This is a genomic window from Paraburkholderia sp. JHI869 (genome assembly GCF_038900775.1).
GTDB lineage: Bacteria > Pseudomonadota > Gammaproteobacteria > Burkholderiales > Burkholderiaceae > Paraburkholderia.
In genome coordinates this window covers 71,617-89,174 of record NZ_JAYMSC010000028.1, presented here as the reverse complement: position 1 = coordinate 89,174, position 17,558 = coordinate 71,617, and the positions used below count along the sequence as shown (strand labels likewise).

The following is a 17,558-nucleotide window of genomic DNA, read 5'->3' as shown; positions in this document are numbered from 1 at the left end:
TTCACGAATCCCGATGCTTTCTGCCGTTTCCATTCTTCTGCCGGTTTTCGGTCTCATTTTCGCGGGCTTCGCGTGCCGCCGCGCGAATGTCCTCGGCCCCGCCGCGGCTTCCGAACTGAACCGCTTCGTCGTGTGGCTCGCGCTGCCCGCGCTGCTCTTCGATATCCTTGCGCACGCAACGTGGCACGAGCTGTATCAGCCGGCGTTCGTCGCGGCGTTCGGGCTTGCCGGACTCGCAGTGTTCGTCGCCGTGGTGGGCGTGCGCGTGTTCCTCGGCCGCCCGCTCGCGGATGCGAGCATCGACGGGCTCGCCGCCGCGTATCCGAATACCGGCTACGTGGGCTTTCCGCTCTGCATGATCGCGTTCGGGCCGTCGAGCCTCACGCCCACGACGATCGCGACGATCCTCGTGGTGTGCGTGCTGTTCGCCATCGCCATCGTGCTGATCGAAACGGGCCTGCAAAGCGAGCGGCGGCCGCACCGGCTTGCCATCAAGGTCGTGCGCTCGCTCTTGCGCAATCCGCTGCTGGTGGCGCCGGCATTGGGCGCGATCGTTTCTGCGGCGCATGTCACGCTGCCCGCGAGCGCGGAAACGTTCCTCAAGCTGCTGGGCGGCGCGGCGAGCCCGTGCGCGCTCGTGAGCCTCGGTCTCTTCCTCGCCGAGCGGCGCTCGAGTGGCGACGCGCCGCGCGAGTCGTCGTGGTGGCTCACGCTCTCCAAGCTCGTCGCGCAACCGCTCATCACCTGGTGGCTGGCCGACCGCGTGTTCGGGCTGTCCGACCAGCTCGTGGAGATCGCGGTGCTGCTCGCGGCGCTGCCCACGGGCACGGGCCCGTTCATGCTCGCCGAGTACTACCGGCGCGAGGCGCACGTGACTTCGCGCACCATCCTGCATTCGACGATGGGTTCGCTCGTCACGCTCACGGTGATTCTGCTGCACCTGCACCACGGTTGAATTCCGGCGCGGCACGCTGTTTGCTGATCGAAAGGTCACAACATCGATCAGGAGAATCGACGATGAACTGGCTCCGACGCATTCGCGCCGCGCGCGCGTTAATCGCCACGACCGTCATCCTCACTGTCGCGGGCACGAGCGCCTGCACGCTGGGCGGCGCGGCCGCGGGCGGCTATATCGGCAACCGGGCGACCAACGGCAGCGCGGTCGGCACTGTAGGCGGCGCCGTGGCCGGCGGCGTGGTGGGGTACGAACTGAGCAAGTAAGCCGGAATTCGCGCGCAAGGCGCCACGGGCGCTTCAGAGGCACGGCAGAGCGTTTGCCGCGCCCCGATCCGGTTTGCTGCACGGTTCTTAACCGTCCTCAAATCGTCACCGATTCCCGACAGACTGTCGGATAGTCGGTTCCTATACTCGCCCGCGGGTTCCCGCTGCGATACCGGGCGCAACACCCTCACACCCGGCGCTTTTCTGTGTCCCGACGACTTGCCCGGCATTACGCCGGCCAGCATTGCTGTCGGCGCGCCGCACTCCTCCGTGCAACGGGCTGCCGGCAGTCAGCGTGGGTCATTGCGCCTGATTGCCGCCATCCCTTCGCACCTACCGTGAGACCGTCATGCAAGACATGCCATCCAGGGCTTTTGCAATGCCGTATACGAACCCTGCGTATCCGCCGGGTCCGTACAAGTTTGTCGATCGCGAGTTTCTCATCATCACCTACCGCACCGACATGGAGCGCTTGCGCAAGGTCGTGCCGGCGCCGCTCGAAGTGGTCGAACCGCTCGTGAGCTACGAGTTCATCCGCATGCCCGATTCGACGGGATTCGGCGACTACACGGAGAGCGGCCAGGTGATTCCGGTGATGTACGAAGGCCAGCCGGGTAGCTACACGCACTCGATGTATCTCGACGACCATCCGCCCATTGCCGGTGGCCGCGAGCTATGGGGATTCCCCAAGAAACTCGCCACGCCCACGCTTGCGCCTCACTCCGATACGCTCGTTGGCACGCTCGATTACGGCCCGGTGCGCGTCGCCATCGGCACGATGGGTTACAAGCATCGCGAGCTGGACATGGAGGAGCAGGCCAGGCGTCTTGCGGGCCCGAACTATCTGCTGAAGATCGTGCCGCATGTGGACGGCTCGGCGCGCGTATGTGAGCTGGTGCGCTATCACTTGCAGGACATTCGCATGAAGGGCGCATGGACGGGCCCGGCCGCATTGCATCTCGTGCCCCACGCGCTCGCGCCCGTCGCGGACCTGCCGGTGCTGGAGATCGTCGAGGCGCGCCATGTGATTGCCGACCTCACGCTGGGTCTCGGCGAAGTCGTGCACGACTATCTGGCGCGCTGACTTTCGCGCGCCGTGCAGCCATAAAAAAACGACGGGCCTGCGCCCGTCGTTTTTGCTTCAGTCAGTGCCGAGGCACAGGAGATCACTTCACCGCGCCGAGCGCCAGCCCCTTCACCATGTAGCGCTGCAGCCAGGCGAACACCACGGAAACCGGCAGCGTGGCCGCGAGCGTCGCCGCCATCACGAGCTGCCACTCCACGGTGTACTTGCCGGCCACCATGTCGGTGACCTGCACTGTGAGCGTCTTGTTCTCGGGCGAACGGATCAGCGTGTAGACCACGGCGAATTCGTTCCATGCGCTGATGAACGTGAAGATCGCCGTGACCACCACGGCCGGCACCGCGAGCGGCAGGAACACGCGGAACACGGCGCCCGTGCGGCTGCAGCCTTCCAGCCAGGCCGATTCTTCGAGATCGCGCGGCACGGTCTGGAAATACGACGAGAGCATCCACACGGCAAACGCAATGTTGAATGCCGCGTACGAGACGATCACGCCGATCTTCGAATCGACGAGATTGCCGTCGCCGTACGGAATCATCGCGGCGAGCCGGAACAGACCGACCACGAGCAGAATGGGCGAGAGCATCTGCGTGACGAGCAGGAACTGGCGGTACAGACCGCGCCCGCGGAACGGAAAGCGCGCGAGTGCATAGGCGGCCGGCAGGCTCACAGCGAGCGCGAGCGCCGTGGAAAGACAGCTCACCACGATGCTGTTGCGCAGCGCGACGCCGAAGTTCGCGGCCTGCCACATGTCGACGTAGTTCTGCCAGCGCCACTCCATCGGCAGCCAGCGCGCCGGAAACACGAACACTTCCGAAGCCGGCTTGAACGAAGTGAAGAACATGACCGCGAACGGGAACAGCACGGCCACGACGAGCGGCGAGAGCGCAAGCCAGCACCAGAACGAGCGTTTGAGCTTGTTGCGGTTCATGCGAGGTCTCCTTCGGCGCTGCCGCGTTTGGCCTGCAAGCGCAGGTAGACCACCGAGAAAGCGAAGAGGATCACGAGCATGATGAGCGAAACGGCCGCGGCTTCGCCTGGTCGTCCTAACCGGAAGCCGAGTTCGTAGAGATACGTGACGAGAATATGCGTACTGTCGTCGGGGCCGCCTTGCGTCATCACCCAGATGATCGGGAACGAGTTGAACACGTAGATCACGTTCAGCAGGACCGCCATGTTGATGAACGGCTTGAGCAGCGGCAGCGTGAGCTGGCGGAACTGCTGCCAGGGGCTCGCGCCGTCGATGCGCGCGGCTTCGTAAATATCGCCCGGCACGGAGGAAAGACCGCCCAGCAGGATCGTGGTCGTGAAGGGTATCGACACGAGTATGCCCACGCAGATCTCGACCGGGAACGCATACTCGGGCGTCGCGAGCCAGTGGATCGGCCCGGAAACGAGGCCCAGGCGCTGGAGCGTGACGTTGACCATGCCGTAGTCGTCGTTGAACGCCCAGCGCCAGACCACGGCGGTCATGGTGAGCGAAACGGACCACGGCAGCATGACGATCGTGCGCGCAATGCCGCGGCCATAGAAGTCCTGATTGAGCACGAGCGCGACCGGCACGGAAATCCCCACGGTGCCGACCACGACGAAGAACGTCCAGATCAACGTGTTTCTGAGGGCACTCATGAACACCGGATCGCCGAACACGTTATAGAAGTTCTGCAGCCCGCTGAAGCCGCGAATTTGCCCGAAGCGCGACACATCGTGCAGCGACTGAAACACGATGTTGAAGATCGGATAGCTGATGATGAAGAGCGCGAGCACGAGACTCGGCACGATCAGGAGCCACGGTGCGCGGGGCGTGGATACGGCGCGGGGTAGTCGGCTCATGCGGGTTCGTGCGCTAGATCGGTCGGGGGCATCGCCGGCCGCTGCTGCGGCGGGCGAGGGCTTCAGGGGACCCGTAGTCATGTCGAATCGTCAGTGCTTCGAAACGTCGGTTCTCAGGTGCTCCGGCGCGCGCCGGGTACATCGGGCGCGCGCCGGTTTTGCCTTAAGGCTTGCTTGCAGACTCAGTTGCCAGACTTACTTGCCAAGCGACTTGTTCGCTTCGGTGGCTGCCTGGTTCAGCGCATCGGCGGGCTTGGCCTTGCCGAGGTAGATCGACTGCATCGCGTTGGTCACGGCCTTGGCGGTGTCTTCCCAGCCCGTCACGGTCGGCGCGAACTTCGCATGCGGCAGGAGCGCGATGAAGGCTTGCGTGTCCGGATTCTGGAACGCCGGGTCGCTCGCTTCAGCCTTCGTGGTCGGCAGGAAGCCTTCCGTGCTCGTGAACTGTACGCGCGGCTCCTTCGTGAACAGGAAGTCGAGGAACTTCCAGGCGCTCTTCTTCACCTTGGAGTTCTTGAACATCATGATCGAGTCGGTCACCGCGTAGGTGGCGGGCGTCGTCGCAACCGGGATCGGGTCGATGCCGTACTTGATGTTCGGTGCTTCCTTCTGCAACTGCTTGGCGAGGAACGGCGCCGAGATCATCATCGCCACGCGGCCCTGCTTGAAGAGGTTCTGCACGTCTTCACGGCTGTAGCCCGTCACGCCCGGCTGCGTGAGGCCTTCGTCGATCATGGTCTTGTAGAGCGTCGCGGCCTTCACGCCAGCCGCCGAGTTGAACGCCGCCTTGCCGTCCTTGCCCACCACATCGCCGCCGTGCGTCCACAGCGCGTAGTAGAAGTACACGTCGGTTTCGATTTCCTTGCCTTGCAGACCGAAGCCCGCAATGCCCTTCGCCTTCAGCTTCTTCGAGGCGTCGATCACGTCATTCCAGGTCTTCGGGCCGCCCGGATAGCCAACCGAAGCGAGCATGTCCTTGTTGTAGTACAGCGCGCGCGCGGAAGCCGCGATCGGCAGGCCGTAGGTCTTGCCGCCGATTTGACCCGGAGCCAGGAACGGGCCGATGAAGCGGCCCTTGAAGTTGGCGTCCATATACGGGTCGAGCGGCTCGGCGATGCCGTCCTTCACGAAGTCGAGCAGCCAGCGCGTGCCGATGATGGCGAGGTCGGCGTTGGCGCCGCCGGAGATGTCCGTTTGCAGCTTCTGTTGCAGCGAGTCCCAGTTCACGTCTTCGATCTTGACCGTGATGCCGGGGTTGGCGGCCTCGAACTGCTTGGCCATCTTCTCGAAGTACGGGGCGGTGGCGTCGCTGTAGTGGGCGACGGTCACGCGGACCGTGTCGGCATGCGCCGCGGCGGTGATGCCGGCGAACGCTAGCGCGACGGCGAGCTTGCCAAGCATGGTGGTTGCACGTGCCTGAAACGACATTCTCTCTCTCCTAAGTGGTTTTTCCTGCTTATGCCGCCGCCGTGACTCCGGCCGCTGGGTTGCGTTGTTTGAAAAAATCCTACAGGATGAAAAAAGCGTTGTCACCTGGTAATCTCGATATTGTTTTGGGTGCCGGAATTTGCATAACATGCTGTAAAACAGGGGAAATTCATGCGCTGCAGCAGCGCGGCGCGGTTGGTATAAACCCGCATACGGGCCACTGCGCACCATTCGTATGTAGGAAATTTTCAGGCTCGCCGGCATGCCCGGCGGGCCGCACGGAGAGTCGACATGAGCCGGGTGGTGCTGGTGACGGGGGCGGGCGGCGGCATAGGCCGTGCGCTGTGCAAACGATTTCTCGAAGCGGGCGACACGGTGCTCGCGCTCGACCGCGAAGCGGCGCTCGTGCAGCAACTCGCAGCGGACTTGGGCGAAACGCTCGCGGCGCGCCTCGAACCGCTCGCCGCCGACGTGAGCGATCATGCCGCCGTGACCGACGCAGTGGCGCGCGGCGTGGCGGCTCGCGGCCCGGTGGATGTGGCGGTGGCGAACGCGGGCGGCGCGCTCGGCACGACGCTCGCGCATACCGACGCGGCAAGCTGGCGGCGCGACATCGACCTGAACCTGAACGGGACCTACTACACGGTCGAGGCCGTGCGCGCCTCGATGATCGAACGCCGGCGCGGCGCGCTCGTGCTGATCGGCTCGGTGAACGGCCTTTCGGCGCTCGGCCACCCCGCGTACAGCGCGGCGAAGGCAGGCCTCGTAAGCTACACGAAGGCGCTCGCCATGGAGCTGGGCCCGCATGGCATTCGCGCGAACATCGTCTGCCCCGGCACGGTGAAGACGCCCGCATGGCGCGCGCGTGTCGAGCAGCATCCGAAGATCTTCGAAGAACTAAGCAAGTGGTATCCGCTCGGCGACGTGGCCACGCCCGAGGATATCGCCGACGCCGTGCAGTTTCTCGCTTCGCCGCAGGCGCGCGTAATCACCGGCGTGGCGCTGCCCGTGGACGCGGGCCTCATGGCAGGCAACCGGCTGATGGCGAACGAGCTGACGCTCGATCCGTTCTGAGGCGCGCGGCACGCGTCGACCTGACAAGACTTCACGCAAACGAGGACAGCATGGCAGCGGTACAACTGAACGGCATCTACAAGCGCTATGGCGACACCCAGGTCGTGCACGGCGTCGATCTCGACATCGAAGACGGCGAATTCGTGGTGCTCGTCGGCCCGTCGGGCTGTGGCAAGACCACGTTGATGCGCATGATCGCCGGTCTCGAAGACATCTCGGGCGGCGACCTCACCATCGCCGGCACGCGTGCGAACGCGCTGCCGCCGCAGCAGCGCAACATCTCGATGGTGTTCCAGAGCTACGCGCTCTATCCGCATCTCTCGGTGTACGACAACATCGCATTCGGTCCGCGCATTCGCAAGGAGCGCGAGGACGGGTTCAAGCCGCGCATCGAGGCGGCCGCGAAAATGCTCAACCTGTCCAGTTACCTTGAGCGCCTGCCGCGCGCACTCTCGGGCGGCCAGCGCCAGCGCGTCGCCATGGGGCGCGCCGTGGTGCGCGAGCCCGCGGTGTTCCTCTTCGACGAGCCGCTCTCGAACCTCGACGCCAAGCTGCGCGTGCAGATGCGCACCGAGATCAAGGCGCTGCACCAGCGCCTGCGCAACACGGTGGTGTACGTCACGCACGACCAGATCGAGGCGATGACGATGGCCGACCGCATCGTCGTGATGAACTCGGGGCGTATCGAACAGATTGGCCGTCCGCTCGATCTCTATGACAAGCCTGGCAACCTGTTCGTCGCGAGTTTCCTGGGCTCGCCCTCGATGAACTTCGCCGAAGGCACGGTGATGAGCGATGCGCGCGGCACGGCGCTCGTGCTCGAAGACGGTGTGCGCATTCCGCTGCCCGAAGGCAAGGCTCAGGCCGGCGCGCGCGTGACGCTCGGCGTGCGTCCCGAGCACATCGAGGCGGGCGGCGACGTGCCGTTCACCGTGGACGTGATCGAGCCGACTGGCGCGGAGACCCACTTCTACGGGAAAATAGGCGACACGACATGGTGCGTCACCACGCGCGCGCGCCCGGACGTCAGTCCCGGCCAGCGCATGACGCTAGGTTTGCCTTTGGCGCACCTGCATCTGTTCGATACTGAAAGCGGCAAGCGGCTCGATTGAAGCGGAAGCACGCATCGAAACTGGATAGCGGGCGCCTCGTATCTTTGACGGGAAAAACAGCTTGCCGGTCTCCAACCTGATCCATCACATCCGCAACGTCGCGGAGTCGCTGCGTCCCGCCGAGCGCAAGGTCGCGGAGATGGTGCTTGCCGACATCGACTTCGCCATGCGCGCGAGCATCACCGAGCTTGCGTTGCGCGCGGACGTGTCCGAGCCCTCCGTCACGCGCTTTTGCCGCGCGGTGGGCGCGCACGGCCTGCGCGACTTCAAGATGCGGCTTGCGCAGAGCGCGGCGGGCAACGTGCCCTTCGCGCTCGCCACGGAGATGACGGGTGGCGAAGCCAGTGGTGCCGAGTGGGCCGGCGAGGTCGGCACTTTGCTCGACAAGGTGACCGAATCGGTCGTGCAAGGCGTGACGCATGCGCGCGCTTCGCTCGATACGGCCGTGTTCGAGGCTGCGGTTGCGGCGCTTTCCAGTGCGCGGCGTGTGTACTTCTTTGGCGTGGGCGCGGGTTCGGGCCTTGTCGCGCAGGACGCGGCGCTGCGCCTCTTGCGGCTCGACATCGCCGCGAGCGCGTTCACGGATGCGCACTTGCAGCGCCTTTACGCGGCGCTGCTCGAACCGGGCGACGTGGCGTTCGCGATCTCGCAGTCGGGGCGCAGCGTGGAAGTGAACGAAAGCATTCAGATCGCGAAGGAGCGAGGGGCGACGACCATCGCGCTCACGAGTGCGGGTTCGCGTCTCGCGTGGGTGGTGGACATTCCACTGTTGCTGCGCGTGCCCGCCGCGAGCGATGCGCACGCACCAGCCGTGGTGCGCATCGCGCATCTCGCGGTGCTCGATGCGCTCGCGCTGGGCGTGTCGCTCGGGCTCGGGCCCAAGGCGCTTGCCAAGATGCGCGACGCGCAGGCGCGCAGCGACGGCGCGCCCGACGATGCTCCCACGGTTGGCACGCCGGAAGACGGGCGTTGAGGCTTAAATCGCGGCGGCCGCGCGATCGCGCGGCTTGAGCCGCACCGGCATCGTATCCGGCACCATCGTAAACGCCTGCACTTCCTGAATCTTCGCGGGATCGATCGCCAGGTCGATCGTGAACGACTTCATCAGCATCGAAAGCGCGAGGCGCATTTCCACGGTCGCGAGATGGCGGCCAGGACACACGCGCGGCCCCGCGCCGAACTGCAGATAAGCGCGTACGTCATGGGCTTTTCCATCATCGCCTTCGCGTTCGCCGCGCTTCATCCAGCGCCACGGATCGTAGCGCTGCGGATCGGCAAAGTGCCTGGCATCGAGCATGGCGGGGCGCGCGACGAAGAACATGCGCGTGCCCTTGGGCAACGCCACGTTGTCGACCACCACATCTTCCAGCGGCTCGAACGAATGCACGGACGCGACCGGACGCAAGCGCGTCGCTTCGATACAGATCGCCTCGAAAATATCGAGGTCTTTCAACGTGGCGTAGTCGGGGCAGACCGTCGAATCACCGAGCACGCGTGAAGCCTCGTCGCCGAGATGCTGCTGCAAGGCCGTATCCGTGGCGAGGTAGGGCAGCGTCCACGCGATGGAATCGGCGGTCGTGTCTTCGCCAGCGATCAGCAGTGTGAGCACATTCGCGCGAATCTGCGCGTCGCTGATCGAAGCGGCGCCGTTTTCAGCTGGCGCCTGCTGCTGCGCGAGCATCGCCTCGAGCAGATTGCGCGGCGTTTCCGACGGGTCGTCGCGCATGCGTTCGCGAGCGCGCGCCATCATCGCGTCGACGTAGCGGTGCACTTCTTCCAGCGAGCGCTCAAGCTTCCGGTCCGCCGGCAGCTTGACATACCGCCAGTACGGAAAGAGCGCATTCGTGCGCCTCATCACGCCCGGCAGGATGCGCTCCAGATGCTCCTGAATCACGCCGTGATCGCGCTCCAGCGTGCGCGGGTCCTCGCCAAACGCGAGCGCGCTCGTCACGTCCACCGTGTAGCGCTTGAGGTCGTCGGTCATCTCGACGGTCTCGCCGCGCTCGGCCGCGCGTTGCCAGCGGGTGTGAAGACGCTGCGTGATATCGGCCAGGGTCGGGTAGAACGCCTTGATGTTGGGGATCGAGAGCGCCTGCATTACGAGCTTGCGCTGCGGTTCCCACGCCACGCCTTCGGCGGAAAAGAGACCATTGAAGCCCATCTCTTCGAACACCGCTTCGATCGGCTGATAGCGGCGGAAGCGATGCGGCCGCTCGCGCATGATCTGCTGGATCAACTCGGTGTCGGTCCAGATCGTGATGGGGATGCCGCCCACCTGGAAGCGGTAGGGCGCGCCGAGTTCGGCGGCCCATTGCTCGAGGATCAAATGCAGACGCGGCGGCGAAAGCTGCAGCAGATTGCCGAGCAGCGGCAGGCCGCGCGGGCAGGGCAGGTCGGCGATTTGGCGCAATGCTTGTCCGGTCGATGCCGTGCTCATGTGCGGGTTCTCATTGGGTGGTCGTTTTATATCGCGCGTGAAAGGCGCTCACAGCGGCGCGGCCGCCGCGCCTTCCATGTAGCCGAAGCGCCGCGAGAGGCGCTGCGCGGCGGCGATCAGCAATTGCGCGGCCGCGCCTTCGCGCGCGATGTCGAGGCTGCCCGTCGGCCCCATCACCGCGAGCACGAGGCACACGCTGCCCGTGTGGTCGAACACGGGCGCGGTCACGGTGCTGATGCCGGGAATGGGCTTGTCGAGCGCGGTGTCCACGCCCTCGGCGCGGATCGCGGCGAGCCGCGCGAGGTAGGCGGGCGTGCCGCCCTCGCGCGGCTTCGCGCCTGCGAGCCGTAGTTCGTCTTGTGCGAGGAGGGCGGCGCGCACGTCGTCGTCGACCCATGCGGCGAACACGCGACCGATCGACGTGTTCACGAGCGACATCACCGTGCCGGGGCGCAGGCTCACGTGCAGCGGCAGCGCCGATTCTTCGAGCCGCACGACGGTCGGCCCGAGCGGCCCCGGCACCGCGAGCGCGACGCTCATCGCGGTGCCGGCGGCGAGGCCGACCAGTTCGGCGTCGGCTTCGCGCACGGGAGACAGACGCGCAAGGCCGATCAGGCCGAGTTCGAGGCTGAGCGGCCCCGCTTCGTAGCGGCCCACCGCGTCGCGCGCGAGCAGGCCGATCTTCTGGAGGCTCACAAGGTGCGGGAAGGCTTTGGCGGGCGCCATGCCTGCGGCGGCCGCGAGGTCGCGCAGCGGCAAGGGCGTGCCCGCCGCGACGAGGGCGGCGAGCAGTTCGCCCGTGACGTCGAGCGACTGAATGCCGCGCTGCGGTTTGTCGGCTTCGGGCGTGACGTTGGTCGCGGTTTCGGTCACGTCGTCGCGCGGGGGCTTGGAGCTTACTCGGGGCATGTCGATGTCGAAGGAAAAGCGGCGGCGCCGATTTCAGCGGCGGCCTCGCGCAGCGCGCGCACGACCGGGCCGTTCGCGCGCACGTCGAGCACGCCGCTCGCGCCGATGGCGGTGAGCGTGAGGCTCGGTTCGCGCTGCGGGCCGATTACGGGCACGCATACGCTGCTCACGCCGGGGCTGGGTGCGTCGATGGCGAGTTCGTAGCCGCGCGCGCGAATGGCGTCGAGCGAGGCGAGGAAGTCGGCGTCGGGCGCGCTTTCCTGGGCCCCGCCGGCGGCACTGGCCGCGTGGCTGGTGCCGCGCCACACCGGCTGCGCGGTTTGCGTAGCCCATGCGGTTTCGAGCGCCTCGGGCCGGAGGAAGGCGCAGAACACGCGGCCCGTGGCCGTGGCCCGCAGCGACATCACCGTGCCGACGTGCAGGTTCACGTGCAGCGCCAGGCTCGCGTGCTCGTAGCGCACGATGGTCGGCCCCTGCGGCCCCGCAATGCATAGCGCGACGCTGCAGTTGAGCGTTTGCGCGAGCGCGGCGGCGCGCGGCACCGCCTCGCGCAGCGCGGGCTGCTGCGCGAGATGCAGCAGCCCGAGGCGCAGCGCGAGCGGGCCGGGCTCATAGCGCCCCGAAAGCGCGTCGCGCTTGATGAGCCCGAGGCGCGTGAGGCTCACGAGATAGGCGTGCGCCTGGCTCGAAGGAATGTCGCCGCTTGCCGCGAGATCGGTGGCGCCAAGCGGCGCGCGCGCATCCGCGAGGGCGCGCAGCAGGCGTCCGCCCACCTCCACGCTCTGGATGCCGCGCTGCGTGCGGGCCGCCGTCGCGCTGCTTTCCGGCGCGGACGCGGCGCTGTCGTTGCGACGTCTCATTGGCGCTTTTCTCTGGCTGAAAAAGGGTCCATGTTAACTGAACGGCGGCGGCCGTTGGCAACAGTACGGGCCGCGGCGCGCCTTGACTAGAAATTAGCGTATAGCGATGTAATTCGCTATTGACAAATAAAAGCGGGAGAGCCAAGATGGCTTCACCCCGGCACAACAGCGGTCCAATTTCCAACGGGGCGAGACAACCAAGGCTGGCGCCGTGCGCGCCTGGCCCCTGCGTGCTTCGCCCCGCCCAGGCTTTCAGAGCCCCTCGATACGGAGACTCAACATGGCAAAGGCGTTCGCATCCCAGGCCGACCTCGAAGAAAAGAAGGTCACTTTCACGCAGCTCTCGGAAAACGCATACGCGTACACCACGGAAGGCGACCCCAACTCGGGCGTGATCATCGGCGACGACGGCGTGCTGATCGTCGACACCACGGCTACGCCCGCCATGGCGCAGGACCTCATCGCCAGGATCCGCACGGTGACCGACAAGCCCATCAAGTACGTCGTGCTCTCGCATTACCACGCGGTGCGCGTGCTGGGCGCTTCGGCGTACTTCAAGGAAGGCGCGCAGCAGATCATCGCGAGCCGCGGCACCTATGAAATGATCGTCGAGCGCGGCGAAGCCGACATGAAGTCGGAAATCGAGCGCTTCCCGCGCCTGTTCGCGGGCGTCGAAACGGTGCCGGGTCTCACGTGGCCCACGCTAGTGTTCGAGAAAGAAATCACGCTGTTCCTCGGCAAGCTCGAAGTGAAGATCGCGCACCTCGGCTCGGGCCACACGAAGGGCGACACCGTGGTGTGGCTGCCGCAGCAGAAGGTGCTGTTCTCGGGCGACCTCGTCGAGTACGACGCGGCGTGCTACTGCGGCGACGCCCAGCTCGCCGACTGGCCCGCCACGCTCGAAGCGCTGCGCTCGCTAGGTGCCGACAAGCTCGTGCCGGGCCGCGGCCCCGCGCTGCTCAACCCTGCAGAAGTCAACAAGGGTCTCGACTACACGAAGGACTTCGTGACGACGCTGCTCGCGCAGGGCCGCGCCGCCGTGGAACAGAAGCTCGACCTGAAGGGCGCGATGTCGCTCACGCGTGAGGCGATGGACCCGAAGTTCGGCCACGTGTTCATCTACGAGCATTGCCTGCCGTTCGACGTGACGCGCGCCTATGACGAGGCGAGCGGCATTACGCATCCGCGCATCTGGACGGCGCAGCGCGACAAGGAGATGTGGGACGCGCTGCAGGATTAAGCCGAGGCCGGAATTGGTGGAATGGTGGAGACAAGAATGATCGACTATCAGACGCTGACCTTCGACTACGCGCGATGCAGCGAACAAACCCCTGACGCCGCCGCGTGTGTGCGTCCGGTCGTGGTGGTCGGCGCGGGGCCGGTGGGTCTCGCGACGGCCATCGACCTCGCGCGGCAAGGCGTGCACGTGGTGCTCGTGGACGACGACTGCACGCTGTCCACGGGCTCGCGCGCCATCTGCTTTTCCAAGCGCTCGCTCGATATCTTCGACCGCCTCGGCTGCGGCGATCGCATGGTGGAAAAGGGCGTGAGCTGGAACGTGGGCAAGGTGTTCCGCAAGGACGAGCTCGTCTACACGTTCAACCTGCTGCCCGAAAGCGGCCATCATCGGCCGGCTTTTGTCAATCTTCAGCAGTACTACGTGGAAGGCTACCTGCTCGAACGCGCACAGGAACTGCCCAACCTCGAAATCCGCTGGAAGAACAAGGTGACGGGCGTCGCGCAGCGCGGCATGCCGGGCGAAAGCGACGCACACGTCGCGCTCGAAATCGAAACGCCCGACGGCCCGTACACGCTGCTCGCGCGCTACGTGGTGGCCGCCGACGGCTCGCGCAGTCCGCTGCGCAAGCTGCTCGGCCTCGACAGCCACGGCCGCACGTTCAAGGATCGCTTCCTCATCGCCGACGTGAAGATGGAAGCGGACTTCCCCACCGAACGCTGGTTCTGGTTCGATCCGCCGTTTCATCCGAACCAGTCGGTGCTGCTGCATCGTCAGCCCGATAACGTCTGGCGCATCGACTTCCAGCTTGGCTGGGACGCCGACCCCGTGCTCGAAAAAACGCCCGAGCGCGTGATTCCGCGCGTGCGCGCGCTACTCGGCCCCGACGTGAAGTTCGAGCTGGAGTGGGTGAGCATCTACACGTTCTCGTGCCTGCGCATGGACGGCTTCCGCCAGGGCAACGTGCTGTTCGCGGGCGACTCGGCGCATCTGGTTTCGCCGTTCGGCGCGCGCGGCGCGAATAGCGGCTTTCAGGACGGCGAGAACCTCGCATGGAAGCTTGCGATGGTGCTGGAAAACCACGCGCCCGACGCGCTGCTCGACACCTACGCGAGCGAGCGCGAATACGCAGCCGACGAGAACATCCGCAACTCCACACGCTCGACCGACTTCATCACGCCCAAGAGCGCGGTGAGCCGCGTGTTCCGTGACGCTGTGCTAACGCTCGCCCGCGAGCATGCATTTGCGCGGCAACTGGTGAACAGCGGCCGGCTTTCCGTGCCGGCGGTGCTGCGCGAATCGACCTTGAATACGCCCGACGAAGATGCGTTCAACGGTCAGATGGAGCCCGGCGCTTCGTGTGCGGACGCGCCGGTGCTGAACGCGGTGGGTAACGAGAGCTGGCTGCTTGCGCATCTGGGTGACCAGTTCGCGGGACTCGTATTCAGCCGCGCGGGATCGGCATTCGATACCGCGACGCTCGACACGCTGCACGCACTCTCGCGTTCGCCGGTGCCGCTCAAGTTCGTGGTGATGCTCGAAGGCGATGCGGCTGTGCCCGCGGGTCTGCCTGCATCGACAGTGGTGCTGCGCGACGTGCAAGGGCTGGCGGCGCAGCGCTACGGCGCGCAGGACGGTGCGTTCTATCTGATTCGTCCGGACCAGCACGTGAGCGCACGCTGGCAACGCGCCGATGCGGCGCGTGTGGAGAGCGCGCTCAAGCGGGCGCTGTGCGTGCAAGGCACGGCATAGCGGAACTAGGAGACAACCATGCTGAACACCCAACCGAATCTGGCAAGACCGGACGACTTTTACGAAGCGCTGATCGACATGCATCGCGACCTCGACGAGGCGCAGAGTCAATCGGCCAATGCGCAGTTGATCCTGCTGCTCGCGAACCACATAGGCGAACACGAAACGCTGATGCAAGCGCTTCGTTTCGCACGCGCAGGCGTGAGCGCGCCGGCAAGCAACGGCGCGTCGGGAAAGCTTGCGGCGTGAAAGACTGAAAGTGCTCGAGAGCGTGGACAAGCGGCCAGCGTAAGCTGGCCGCTTGTCGTTGACTCTCTGTCACGCGTGGCCCTTTCTTGGAGCTTCTCGCATGCGCAATCGTTTGCGCTGATGAAACACACACGAACGTTGCGCACACCTGCACGCACGAGGGGCTTTCGCCGCGCTTTCCATGTGTGCGATTCATGCAATCTGATTCAAGAACGTCCCGGAAAACGCCGTAAACGCCGCACATAGCACTCACTTCGCGAACGCGTGAACAAGTCATACCAATGCGCGCGATGGAATCGTTTTCCGGGGATAAGAACTTGAATCGCAGTCAAACATGGTCGCGTACGGCGGCGCCGGGCGAGATCATTTATTCGGAAGGCTTTGCGGGCGAACGGCTGATCTTCGTGATCGCCGACGGCAAGGTCGAAATCTCCACCCGCTGCGACGACAAGAAAGTCGTGATGGCAACGCTGGGCCGCGGCGAATTTTTTGGCGAGACCGCACTGCTTGCGGCGGAACCGCGACCGAACACGGCGAAGGCGCTCAGCTTTTGCCAGCTGACCGTCGTGCCGGCGAGCCTCATCGAAGAAGAACTCGAACGCGTGACGCCGATGCTGCGCCACGTGGTGCGCACGCTCACGCGGCGCGTCAAGGCGAAGGACGATCTGCTCGCCACCTACACCCATGCCGACTTCATGCCGGGCGTGCTCTCCTACGCGCACGTGCTCGCGCTGATCGCAGGCGCGAGCGATCGCGCCGAGAGCGGCGATACCTGGTCGCGGCACGGCGCGAGCGGCGCCGAAGTGAGCGTACCGCTCGCCGACGTGGTGCAGAAATGCCGCGCGGTAGCCGGCCATTCGCGTCCGCATGTGATGGCCATGCTTCGCCGCATGGAAAAGCTCAATCTCGTCGCGATGCAGAGCGGCCAGGCCACGCATCTCGCCAATAACGCAGCGGCGGCAGAAGGCGCGTTGGGCCGCCAGGTGGTGACGTTCGACCCCGTGCGCATCGTGGAGCGTGCGGCGCAGGTGGCGGACAGCGATCTCGACGTGTCGATCAACAGTGAACTCGAACTGATCGAACTGGGCGATCTCGAAGCGCTCATCGGCGTGGAGCGAAAAGTCATTCTCAACAAGCTCTCGCACGCCGAAATCGCCGACGAGGTCTTTGCGTTTCGCAAGTCGAAGGTGCTCAACTTCGTCGAGCAAAAGGGCGTGGCGTACTTCTCGAAGCGCGCGAGCCGGGGCTCGGGCGAACTCAAGTCGCTCGACGACCTGCTCTTCGTCGATCAGCGCACGCTGTTCGAAGCCGTGAGCGCGCTCGATACCTACGATCTCGCGAAACTGCTCGCCTCGATCGAGGATCAGGCCGTATCCGAGCGCCTGCTTTCGGTCATGGCGGACGCACGCAAGAACGAGGTGTCGTGGGTCATGCGCCGCGACATCAAGATCGATCCCGTGGAAGTCGAGGACATCGAGCAGCGCCTGCTTGAAGCGGTGCGTGCGCTCAAGTCGCCTGGCGCACGCTAGGCGGATCACTCAAACGGGAGACACGCATGGATTTGCTTACCCTGATCGGTATCGCCGTTGGCGCGCTCGCGGTGGTCGCGGGCTTCTCGCTCGAAGGCGGCCATTTCGCCACGCTGCTCCAGCCCGAGGCGCTTGCCATCGTGCTGGGCGGCACGCTCGGCGCCGTGATGATCCAGAACACGTGGGCACGTTTCTTCGACGCCGTGAAGCATTTGCGCATGGCCTTCGTGAAAGCGCCGCGCGTGGATGAAGCGAGCCTCGCCGCCGTGCTGGAATGGGGCGATCAAGCCAAGCTCAACGGCCTGCTCGCGTTCGAGTCGATGGATCTGCAAGGCATTCATCCGTTTGCGCGGCGCGGGCTGGAACTGCTTGCGAGCGGTGTGTCGACCGCCGTGCTCGAAGATGCGCTTCATCGCGAACTCGAGGCCGCCGGGCGCAAGCACATGGCGGCGGCGCGCGTGTGGCAGCAGGCGGGCGGCTACGCACCCACGTTCGGCATTCTTGGCTCGGTGCTCGGCCTCATTCAGGTCACGGGGCATCTGATCGAGCCTGCCGAACTCGGGCCCGGCATCGCGGTGGCTTTCGTCGCCACGCTCTACGGCCTTGCCTTCGCTAACCTCGTTTTTCTGCCGCTGTACGGCAAGATGCGCGCGCATATCGAAAGCGAACTGCGCCTGCGCAAACTCTACCTGGATGGCCTGCTCGCCATTTCCCGCAAGGAGTCGCCCCACACGATCGCCACGCGCCTCGCCGGCGAAGTCGGCGGCAAGACCGGCGGCATGCTGGATGAAGCGAACGTGTGGGCGCTCGACACCTCGCGCGCGAGCTGACCG

Annotated in this window: 17 protein-coding genes; 11 read left to right on the top strand and 6 right to left on the bottom strand. The window is 65.5% G+C overall.

The features are described 5' to 3' along the window. The first annotated feature begins 13 nt into the window (after positions 1-13). The 3 genes from VSR72_RS33900 (at position 14) to VSR72_RS33890 (ending at position 2,305) form a co-directional block, all read left to right on the top strand. A complete protein-coding gene (locus VSR72_RS33900; RefSeq protein WP_342956622.1) occupies positions 14-955 on the top strand; it encodes an AEC family transporter in 942 nt (313 codons plus the stop codon). Between the two features lie 62 nt (positions 956-1,017). Then, positions 1,018-1,221, top strand: coding sequence for a glycine zipper 2TM domain-containing protein (locus VSR72_RS33895; RefSeq protein WP_342956621.1), 204 nt, complete (start codon positions 1,018-1,020; stop codon positions 1,219-1,221). A gap of 349 nt (positions 1,222-1,570) precedes the next feature. Next, positions 1,571-2,305: an acetoacetate decarboxylase gene (locus VSR72_RS33890; protein ID WP_342956620.1), complete on the top strand. Its 735-nt coding sequence runs from the start codon at positions 1,571-1,573 to the stop codon at positions 2,303-2,305. Positions 2,306-2,387: 82 nt separating this feature from the next. On the opposite strand, the gene VSR72_RS33885 is transcribed toward VSR72_RS33890, so the two are convergent. The 3 genes from VSR72_RS33885 to VSR72_RS33875 all read right to left on the bottom strand — a co-directional run bounded on the left by VSR72_RS33885 (position 2,388) and on the right by VSR72_RS33875 (position 5,566). Further along, entirely contained in the window at positions 2,388-3,236 is an 849-nt protein-coding gene (locus VSR72_RS33885) for a carbohydrate ABC transporter permease (protein WP_342956619.1), read from the bottom strand. Next, on the bottom strand, positions 3,233-4,138 hold the full coding sequence (locus tag VSR72_RS33880; protein ID WP_342956618.1) for a sugar ABC transporter permease: 906 nt from the start codon (positions 4,136-4,138) through the stop codon (positions 3,233-3,235). Before VSR72_RS33880 ends, VSR72_RS33885 begins: the two co-directional genes overlap by 4 nt. Positions 4,139-4,333: 195 nt before the next feature. Next, positions 4,334-5,566 (bottom strand): sugar ABC transporter substrate-binding protein, encoded by a 1,233-nt coding sequence (locus VSR72_RS33875; RefSeq protein ID WP_342956617.1) that lies wholly within the window; start codon positions 5,564-5,566, stop codon positions 4,334-4,336. A gap of 291 nt (positions 5,567-5,857) precedes the next feature. Between VSR72_RS33875 and VSR72_RS33870 the strand changes: the two genes are divergently transcribed. The 3 genes from VSR72_RS33870 to VSR72_RS33860 all read left to right on the top strand — a co-directional run bounded on the left by VSR72_RS33870 (position 5,858) and on the right by VSR72_RS33860 (position 8,725). Further along, entirely contained in the window at positions 5,858-6,640 is a 783-nt protein-coding gene (locus tag VSR72_RS33870) for an SDR family oxidoreductase (protein ID WP_342956616.1), read from the top strand. 50 nt (positions 6,641-6,690) lie between these two features. Next, complete coding sequence (gene ugpC, locus VSR72_RS33865) at positions 6,691-7,752, top strand: sn-glycerol-3-phosphate ABC transporter ATP-binding protein UgpC (RefSeq protein WP_342956615.1); 1,062 nt, start codon at positions 6,691-6,693, stop codon at positions 7,750-7,752. A 61-nt stretch (positions 7,753-7,813) separates the two neighbouring features. Beyond that, entirely contained in the window at positions 7,814-8,725 is a 912-nt protein-coding gene (locus tag VSR72_RS33860; RefSeq protein ID WP_342956614.1) for a MurR/RpiR family transcriptional regulator, read from the top strand. 3 nt (positions 8,726-8,728) lie between these two features. Here VSR72_RS33860 and VSR72_RS33855 read toward each other — a convergent pair whose 3' ends face one another. Genes VSR72_RS33855 through VSR72_RS33845 form a run of 3 tightly spaced genes read right to left on the bottom strand, consistent with a single transcriptional unit; the run spans position 8,729 to position 11,958 of the window. Next, positions 8,729-10,189, bottom strand: a complete 1,461-nt coding sequence (locus tag VSR72_RS33855; RefSeq protein ID WP_342956613.1) for a cytochrome P450 — start codon at positions 10,187-10,189, stop codon at positions 8,729-8,731. Positions 10,190-10,237: 48 nt separating this feature from the next. Further along, entirely contained in the window at positions 10,238-11,098 is an 861-nt protein-coding gene (locus tag VSR72_RS33850) for an IclR family transcriptional regulator C-terminal domain-containing protein (protein ID WP_342956612.1), read from the bottom strand. Then, complete coding sequence (locus VSR72_RS33845; RefSeq protein ID WP_342956611.1) at positions 11,086-11,958, bottom strand: helix-turn-helix domain-containing protein; 873 nt, start codon at positions 11,956-11,958, stop codon at positions 11,086-11,088. Before VSR72_RS33845 ends, VSR72_RS33850 begins: the two co-directional genes overlap by 13 nt. 280 nt (positions 11,959-12,238) lie before the next feature. Here VSR72_RS33845 and VSR72_RS33840 point away from each other — a divergent pair, with 280 nt between their 5' ends. The 5 genes from VSR72_RS33840 to VSR72_RS33820 all read left to right on the top strand — a co-directional run bounded on the left by VSR72_RS33840 (position 12,239) and on the right by VSR72_RS33820 (position 17,555). Then, positions 12,239-13,198, top strand: a complete 960-nt coding sequence (locus VSR72_RS33840; protein ID WP_342956610.1) for an MBL fold metallo-hydrolase — start codon at positions 12,239-12,241, stop codon at positions 13,196-13,198. Between the two features lie 36 nt (positions 13,199-13,234). Then, on the top strand, positions 13,235-14,947 hold the full coding sequence (locus tag VSR72_RS33835; protein ID WP_342956609.1) for an FAD-dependent oxidoreductase: 1,713 nt from the start codon (positions 13,235-13,237) through the stop codon (positions 14,945-14,947). A gap of 18 nt (positions 14,948-14,965) precedes the next feature. Further along, positions 14,966-15,196: a DUF2783 domain-containing protein gene (locus VSR72_RS33830; RefSeq protein WP_342956608.1), complete on the top strand. Its 231-nt coding sequence runs from the start codon at positions 14,966-14,968 to the stop codon at positions 15,194-15,196. 317 nt (positions 15,197-15,513) lie between these two features. Next, positions 15,514-16,725 carry a Crp/Fnr family transcriptional regulator gene (locus VSR72_RS33825; RefSeq protein WP_342956607.1) on the top strand — a complete coding sequence of 404 codons (1,212 nt, stop codon included), beginning with the start codon at positions 15,514-15,516 and terminating at the stop codon, positions 16,723-16,725. Positions 16,726-16,751: 26 nt separating this feature from the next. Next, the gene (locus VSR72_RS33820) at positions 16,752-17,555 is read left to right on the top strand and encodes a flagellar motor protein (protein ID WP_342956606.1); all 804 of its coding nucleotides are present in this window, start codon (positions 16,752-16,754) and stop codon (positions 17,553-17,555) included. The last annotated feature ends 3 nt before the right edge of the window (positions 17,556-17,558 follow it).

Coding starts and splice junctions, on each gene's coding strand:
- VSR72_RS33900 (WP_342956622.1), top strand. CDS start 14: ATGCTTTCTGCCGTTTCCATTCTTCTGCCGGTTTTCGGTCTCATTTTC.
- VSR72_RS33895 (WP_342956621.1), top strand. CDS start 1,018: ATGAACTGGCTCCGACGCATTCGCGCCGCGCGCGCGTTAATCGCCACG.
- VSR72_RS33890 (WP_342956620.1), top strand. CDS start 1,571: ATGCAAGACATGCCATCCAGGGCTTTTGCAATGCCGTATACGAACCCT.
- VSR72_RS33885 (WP_342956619.1), bottom strand. CDS start 3,236: ATGAACCGCAACAAGCTCAAACGCTCGTTCTGGTGCTGGCTTGCGCTC.
- VSR72_RS33880 (WP_342956618.1), bottom strand. CDS start 4,138: ATGAGCCGACTACCCCGCGCCGTATCCACGCCCCGCGCACCGTGGCTC.
- VSR72_RS33875 (WP_342956617.1), bottom strand. CDS start 5,566: ATGTCGTTTCAGGCACGTGCAACCACCATGCTTGGCAAGCTCGCCGTC.
- VSR72_RS33870 (WP_342956616.1), top strand. CDS start 5,858: ATGAGCCGGGTGGTGCTGGTGACGGGGGCGGGCGGCGGCATAGGCCGT.
- ugpC (WP_342956615.1), top strand. CDS start 6,691: ATGGCAGCGGTACAACTGAACGGCATCTACAAGCGCTATGGCGACACC.
- VSR72_RS33855 (WP_342956613.1), bottom strand. CDS start 10,189: ATGAGCACGGCATCGACCGGACAAGCATTGCGCCAAATCGCCGACCTG.
- VSR72_RS33850 (WP_342956612.1), bottom strand. CDS start 11,098: ATGCCCCGAGTAAGCTCCAAGCCCCCGCGCGACGACGTGACCGAAACC.
- VSR72_RS33845 (WP_342956611.1), bottom strand. CDS start 11,958: ATGAGACGTCGCAACGACAGCGCCGCGTCCGCGCCGGAAAGCAGCGCG.
- VSR72_RS33840 (WP_342956610.1), top strand. CDS start 12,239: ATGGCAAAGGCGTTCGCATCCCAGGCCGACCTCGAAGAAAAGAAGGTC.
- VSR72_RS33835 (WP_342956609.1), top strand. CDS start 13,235: ATGATCGACTATCAGACGCTGACCTTCGACTACGCGCGATGCAGCGAA.
- VSR72_RS33830 (WP_342956608.1), top strand. CDS start 14,966: ATGCTGAACACCCAACCGAATCTGGCAAGACCGGACGACTTTTACGAA.
- VSR72_RS33820 (WP_342956606.1), top strand. CDS start 16,752: ATGGATTTGCTTACCCTGATCGGTATCGCCGTTGGCGCGCTCGCGGTG.